The following is a 5196-nucleotide window of genomic DNA, read 5'->3' as shown; positions in this document are numbered from 1 at the left end:
AACTTTTCAAAACAGTTGTTCAATTTTTATTTATAGAGCAGAAAAATCGGGAATATTCCCGTATCAACACATCAGGATGCAAATTTTATCTGCCACAAGCAGCAGAATGCAGTATCTTACCATACATCCTTACCTGATTATGCAATTACCCGTTATACATGGCTATATTGACCGGCGCGTGCTTGTAAACTTTACCGTAGCACCGGAAGCCATCCAGCAAATCCTGCCCGCACCTTTCCGGCCTAAAATATATAAGGGCAAAGCCATTGCCGGCATTTGCCTCATCAGGCTAAAACATATCAAACCCAAAGGCTGGCCCGACTTTATAGGACTGTCGTCCGAAAACGGCGCCCACCGCATTGCGGTAGAGTGGGAGGAAGATGGCGGGATCAAAGAAGGTGTGTACATTCCCCGCCGCGATACCTCTTCCCGGTGGAATGTTTTTGCCGGAGGCAGATTGTTTCCCGGGAAACATCATCATGCCCGGTTTAATGTCCTCGAAGAAAAGGGGCATTATCATATCGACTTTACCAGCGAGGATGCTACCCGCATTTCTATTGATGCCAGGGCCACGAACGAATTTCCTCCTGATTCTATCTTTGAAACGCTGACGAATGCGTCCGACTTCTTTGCCAAAGGTGCCACCGGATATTCTCCCAATAACAAACAAACATTCGATGGCCTGCGGTTGAATACCTATACCTGGGAACTGACGCCGCTACGCATGATGCAGGTATCTTCCAGTTTCTTCGACAATACCAGCCTGTTTGAAAAAGGAACCGTGCAATTCGATAATGCCCTGCTCATGACTAAAACTGCCCACGAATGGCATACCCTCAAAACAAAAGCATGAAAAATTAAATAATAGTCCCGTTTTTCATACGATCGTAGCATTGTTTATCCGTACTTTTGCACATCAAAGGATTTTAGTAATACACTTGTAGCATGCGGAAACTATTCATAACGGTCTTTTTAATGCTGATCTGGCTTTGCCAGCTCTCAGGCCGTTATTTCGTGATGCTCGATTTTTATATTAACCAGGAATATATTGCGGCCAATTTATGTGAGAACCGGGATAAACCTGCGATGCATTGTAATGGTAAATGTCACCTTAACAAAAAATTGAACGAGGAAGACAAGCGTGACCAGGACAATCCGGAGCGCAAAGATCACCGGAGCGAAATATTTTATGCCGCCTGGGAACAACCCACTTCCCTGAAGCCCGCGTCTTCCCCTTCTGCTAAAAACTATCTGCATCCCTATTGCATAGGTGCCCCCATAGATCAACCCACTGGCCTGTTTCGCCCTCCCATGGCCTGAGTTTTTCTTGTTGTTTTAATCGTCACGACATGTACTCCGGCTGTACTACAGCCCTCTTATTGCCTTTACACTACCTGCGCACCTGCAGGCGGGAGGCTGGCTATTGCCTGCCCGCAAAAAAATAAATACCATGCAACATTTTAAACACACCATATACAGCACTATCCTGCTGTTAACCACTTTCACCGCCTGTAAAAAAGAGGATAATAAGCCTTCGGCAGATACCAACGCGAAAGCTACCTTGTCGGTACAATTTGATAACATCGCCGGAGATAAAAATCTCCAGCTCAATACCGGCACCTATACCAATGCTGCCGGAGAACCGTTTAAAGTCTCCCTGTTGCAGTACTATATCAGCAATATACAGGTGAAAAACAGCCAGGGAACTACTTATACCGTGCAGCAGGACAGTAGTTATTTCCTCGTGTCTGAAGCTGATGCGGCTTCACAATTCGTAAAAGTAAAAGTGCCGGAAGGCGATTACAGTATGCTCACCTTTATTTTGGGCGTAGATAGTTTACGCAGTACCATGGACATCAGCAAAAGAGTGGGTGTATTGAATCCGGCGGGCGGTATGGACGGTATGTATTGGGGCTGGAACAGCGGCTATATCTTTTTTAAAATGGAAGGAGCCGCCGCAGCTGCACCGCTCGATCCCAGCGGTCAGCACAAGTTCCGTTATCATATAGGTGGCTTCGGTGGCTATAATGCACCTACGCTCAATAATATTAAAACCATCACGGTAGATCTTTCTGCAGGGGGCATCGCCAAAGTCAGACAAGGCCGCGAAGCCAATATTCACCTGATGGTAGACATCCTGAAAATGTTTAACGGCGTTAAAAATATCAGCATTGCTGCCAATCCTACTGTGATGTTCAGTGACTTCAGCACCAATATATCCGCTAACTACTTACAGATGTTTCACCACGATCATACGGAAAACTAAGCGATATGAGCAAGCAACATTGGCTGATCCTAACGGGCATGGCTATATTTCTGCTGGCCTGTAGTAAGAGTGAACAGCTCATCGCCTTCATCGGATTCCGGCCACCAGCTGGGTTCCCGGCGACCGTGTATAAATTCGAAAATAATTCCATTACAAAAGAAGGCTTTGAGCTGGGAAGGAAATTGTTTTATGAACCACGACTTTCCCGCAACAATACTATTTCCTGCGGCTTCTGTCATTTACAAACTTCCGCGTTCACGCATCATGGACATGATGTGAGTCATGGCATAGATGATCGGTTGGGCAGCCGCAATTCCCCGCCCATCATGAACCTGGCCTGGAATACCAGCTTCATGTGGGATGGAGGCGTATTTGATCTGGACCTGCAACCACTTGTACCCATCACCAACCCGGTGGAAATGGATGAAACGATGGAGAATGTATTGCTGAAGTTACGCAACACGCCTCCTTATCCGGCCCTGTTCCAAAAGGCTTTCGGCAGCACAGACATTACCACGGCACGCATGATGAAGGCCTTGTCGCAGTTCATGGTGATGCTGGTCAGCGATCAATCGAAATACGACAGTGTACAGCGGCAACAAGGCGTACACTTTACCGCCACAGAGCAACAGGGATATGCGCTGTATCAGCAACATTGCAGCAATTGCCACCGGGAGCCCCTGTTTACAGACCAGTCGTTTCGTAACAATGGCCTCGGGGTAGGCCCCAACAATGATGAAGGCCGTTACGCCATCACGCTCAATGCGGCAGATAAGTATACGTTCAAAGTACCGAGCCTGCGCAACCTGGCGTATACTGCTCCCTATATGCACGACGGCCGTTTTTACGCATTGCCCGCTGTACTACGCCACTACACTTCGGAAGTGCAGGACATGCCCACGCTGGACCCGCTGCTGAAGCAAAACGGACGTACCGGATTTTCCTTTACACCAGCAGAACAGGAACAGCTGCTGGCATTTCTGCAAACACTAAACGATCCCACATTTATTAATGATAAAAGATTCTCAGAGGAAGCACCATAAAAGACGACCCATGAAAAAAATAATCATCTTCCTGATATGCCTGCTCAACGGCTTTTACGAAATCCGCGCCTGCGACATTTGTGGTTGTGGGGTAGGCAGTTATTATATCGGCCTCCTGCCGGATTTTAAAAAACGATTTGTAGGATTGCGATACCAGTACAAAACCATGCGCTCCCATCTGGGCCCCGGTGGTACTACTTCTTATCTCACCACCGATGAAACCTACCAGACGGCCGAGTTATGGGGAGGCTGGAATATAGGCCACCGTTTCCGGGTGCTAACCTTTGTACCACTCAATATCAACAGCCGGGAAAACCAGGGCAACACCATGCGCAAAGCCGGTTTGGGAGATGTGGCGGCTGTAGGCTACTATCAGTTGTTCGATCAGCAGCATACCACGCGGCACAACAAATTACTGGTACAATCACTCTGGATAGGAGGAGGTATAAAACTGCCTGCCGGCAGGTATGAGCCGGCAGCACGCAAAGAAAATGAAGAGGCCCCCAACAATTTTCAGCTGGGCACCGGTAGTGTCGACTTCACGCTCAATGCGGTTTATGATGTGCGGTTGATGGATATGGGCATTAATACCAATGTAAGTTACAAGATCAATACCGCCAACAAATACGATTATCGCTACGGCAACAAATTCACCGCCAATGTGCTGGCCTATTACAAAATCAGGCTGGCCCCAACAATAACGTTGGCCCCCAACGCCGGCCTCTTATATGAAACGGCCAACAAAGACCGGGAAGCAGCCCAGGTCAAGGTAGATATCTCCGGAGGATATTCCTTGCTGGCCACAACCGGCATAGAAGCCACTTTTGGATCTGTTTCGGCTGGTGTAAACTTCCAGCCGGTTATTTCCCAGCAAATGGCAGACATGCGTGTAAAGGCAGGCAACAGGGCCATGGTACACGTTACTTATTTGTTCTGACATGAAAGGGAAGGAAATGGCGCTCGTAACGATGGGCAACAATAATTTTTTCTGGACAGGTAGCGTGGCCGAGATGATGAAACAATACGCTTTGCAGGATCAGCCTTACCGGCTGTCCTGCTACCTGCTGCTTTGCACTAATGCCACGGAAGGCGTGGTGGTGATAGACAACAAAACCATTCACCTCACCCAACCTGGTATCATCTGCATCAAACCCAACAGCATATGCAGTATGCAGCTGCAACAAGGCCAGGTGATTTGTTTTACAGAAGATTTTTTTTCACTGCGCTACAACAACAACAACGTATTATACCAGTTCTCTTTTCTGGCAAAGCAATCTGGTAGTTATATACCATTGGAAGATATGGCCTTCCAAAAGTGGCAACTGCTCTCCGGGCTGATGCTGCAGGAGTTTCATCATCAGTATACATGCAGCGGCAGGGTATTGCGTTCCTACCTCAATATCCTGCTTTGTACCCTGGACCAATCTTCCAGCGGCCATCGCGAGCCGGAAAGAACCAACAACAGGGATGAAAAAATAAGACGCTTTGAAACACTGCTGGAAGCACATTATCACACACATAAAACTCCTTCGTTTTATGCTGCACAATTGCATATCACTACTAACTACCTGAATAAATTATGTCAGGAATTCCGGCATATTTCCAGCGGTGAACTCATACGCAAAAGAGTGGTCATAGAAGCACAACGACTCCTGTATCACACCTGGTTGTCAGTTGGGGAAATAGCCGACCAGCTGGGGTTTGAAAGCGCCTCTTATTTTGCTACCTTCTTTAAAAAACATACAGATATGTCGCCGGAAAATTTCAGGAAACATAACAGATAAATAATGAGCGGAGCCATTGCATTCTTTGATATTGTTTTTTATTTTGTTGACGCGAACAATGTAAACCACGCAATCATATCATATCTATGGACTCACGCAGAGA

General features: G+C 47.1%; 6 protein-coding genes. All 6 read left to right on the top strand.

The window, feature by feature from the left end; genetic code table 11:
* The first annotated feature begins 76 nt into the window (after positions 1-76).
* Complete coding sequence (locus VIP81_RS06945; protein WP_331957780.1) at positions 77-853, top strand: DUF2071 domain-containing protein; 777 nt, start codon at positions 77-79, stop codon at positions 851-853.
* A gap of 92 nt (positions 854-945) precedes the next feature.
* Complete coding sequence (locus VIP81_RS06940; protein WP_331957778.1) at positions 946-1320, top strand: hypothetical protein; 375 nt, start codon at positions 946-948, stop codon at positions 1318-1320.
* A gap of 130 nt (positions 1321-1450) precedes the next feature.
* Positions 1451-2266 (top strand): MbnP family protein, encoded by an 816-nt coding sequence (locus tag VIP81_RS06935; RefSeq protein ID WP_331957776.1) that lies wholly within the window; start codon positions 1451-1453, stop codon positions 2264-2266.
* A 5-nt stretch (positions 2267-2271) separates the two neighbouring features.
* Entirely contained in the window at positions 2272-3309 is a 1038-nt protein-coding gene (locus VIP81_RS06930; RefSeq protein WP_331957774.1) for a cytochrome-c peroxidase, read from the top strand.
* 10 nt (positions 3310-3319) lie between these two features.
* Positions 3320-4246: a transporter gene (locus tag VIP81_RS06925; protein ID WP_331957772.1), complete on the top strand. Its 927-nt coding sequence runs from the start codon at positions 3320-3322 to the stop codon at positions 4244-4246.
* Between the two features lies 1 nt (position 4247).
* Positions 4248-5093: an AraC family transcriptional regulator gene (locus tag VIP81_RS06920; protein WP_331957771.1), complete on the top strand. Its 846-nt coding sequence runs from the start codon at positions 4248-4250 to the stop codon at positions 5091-5093.
* The last annotated feature ends 103 nt before the right edge of the window (positions 5094-5196 follow it).

The sequence above is a fragment of the Chitinophaga sp. genome (assembly GCF_036566945.1).
Taxonomy (GTDB): domain Bacteria; phylum Bacteroidota; class Bacteroidia; order Chitinophagales; family Chitinophagaceae; genus Chitinophaga.
Note: the sequence above shows the minus strand (reverse complement) of the source record. Positions and strands in the feature narration are given on the sequence as shown.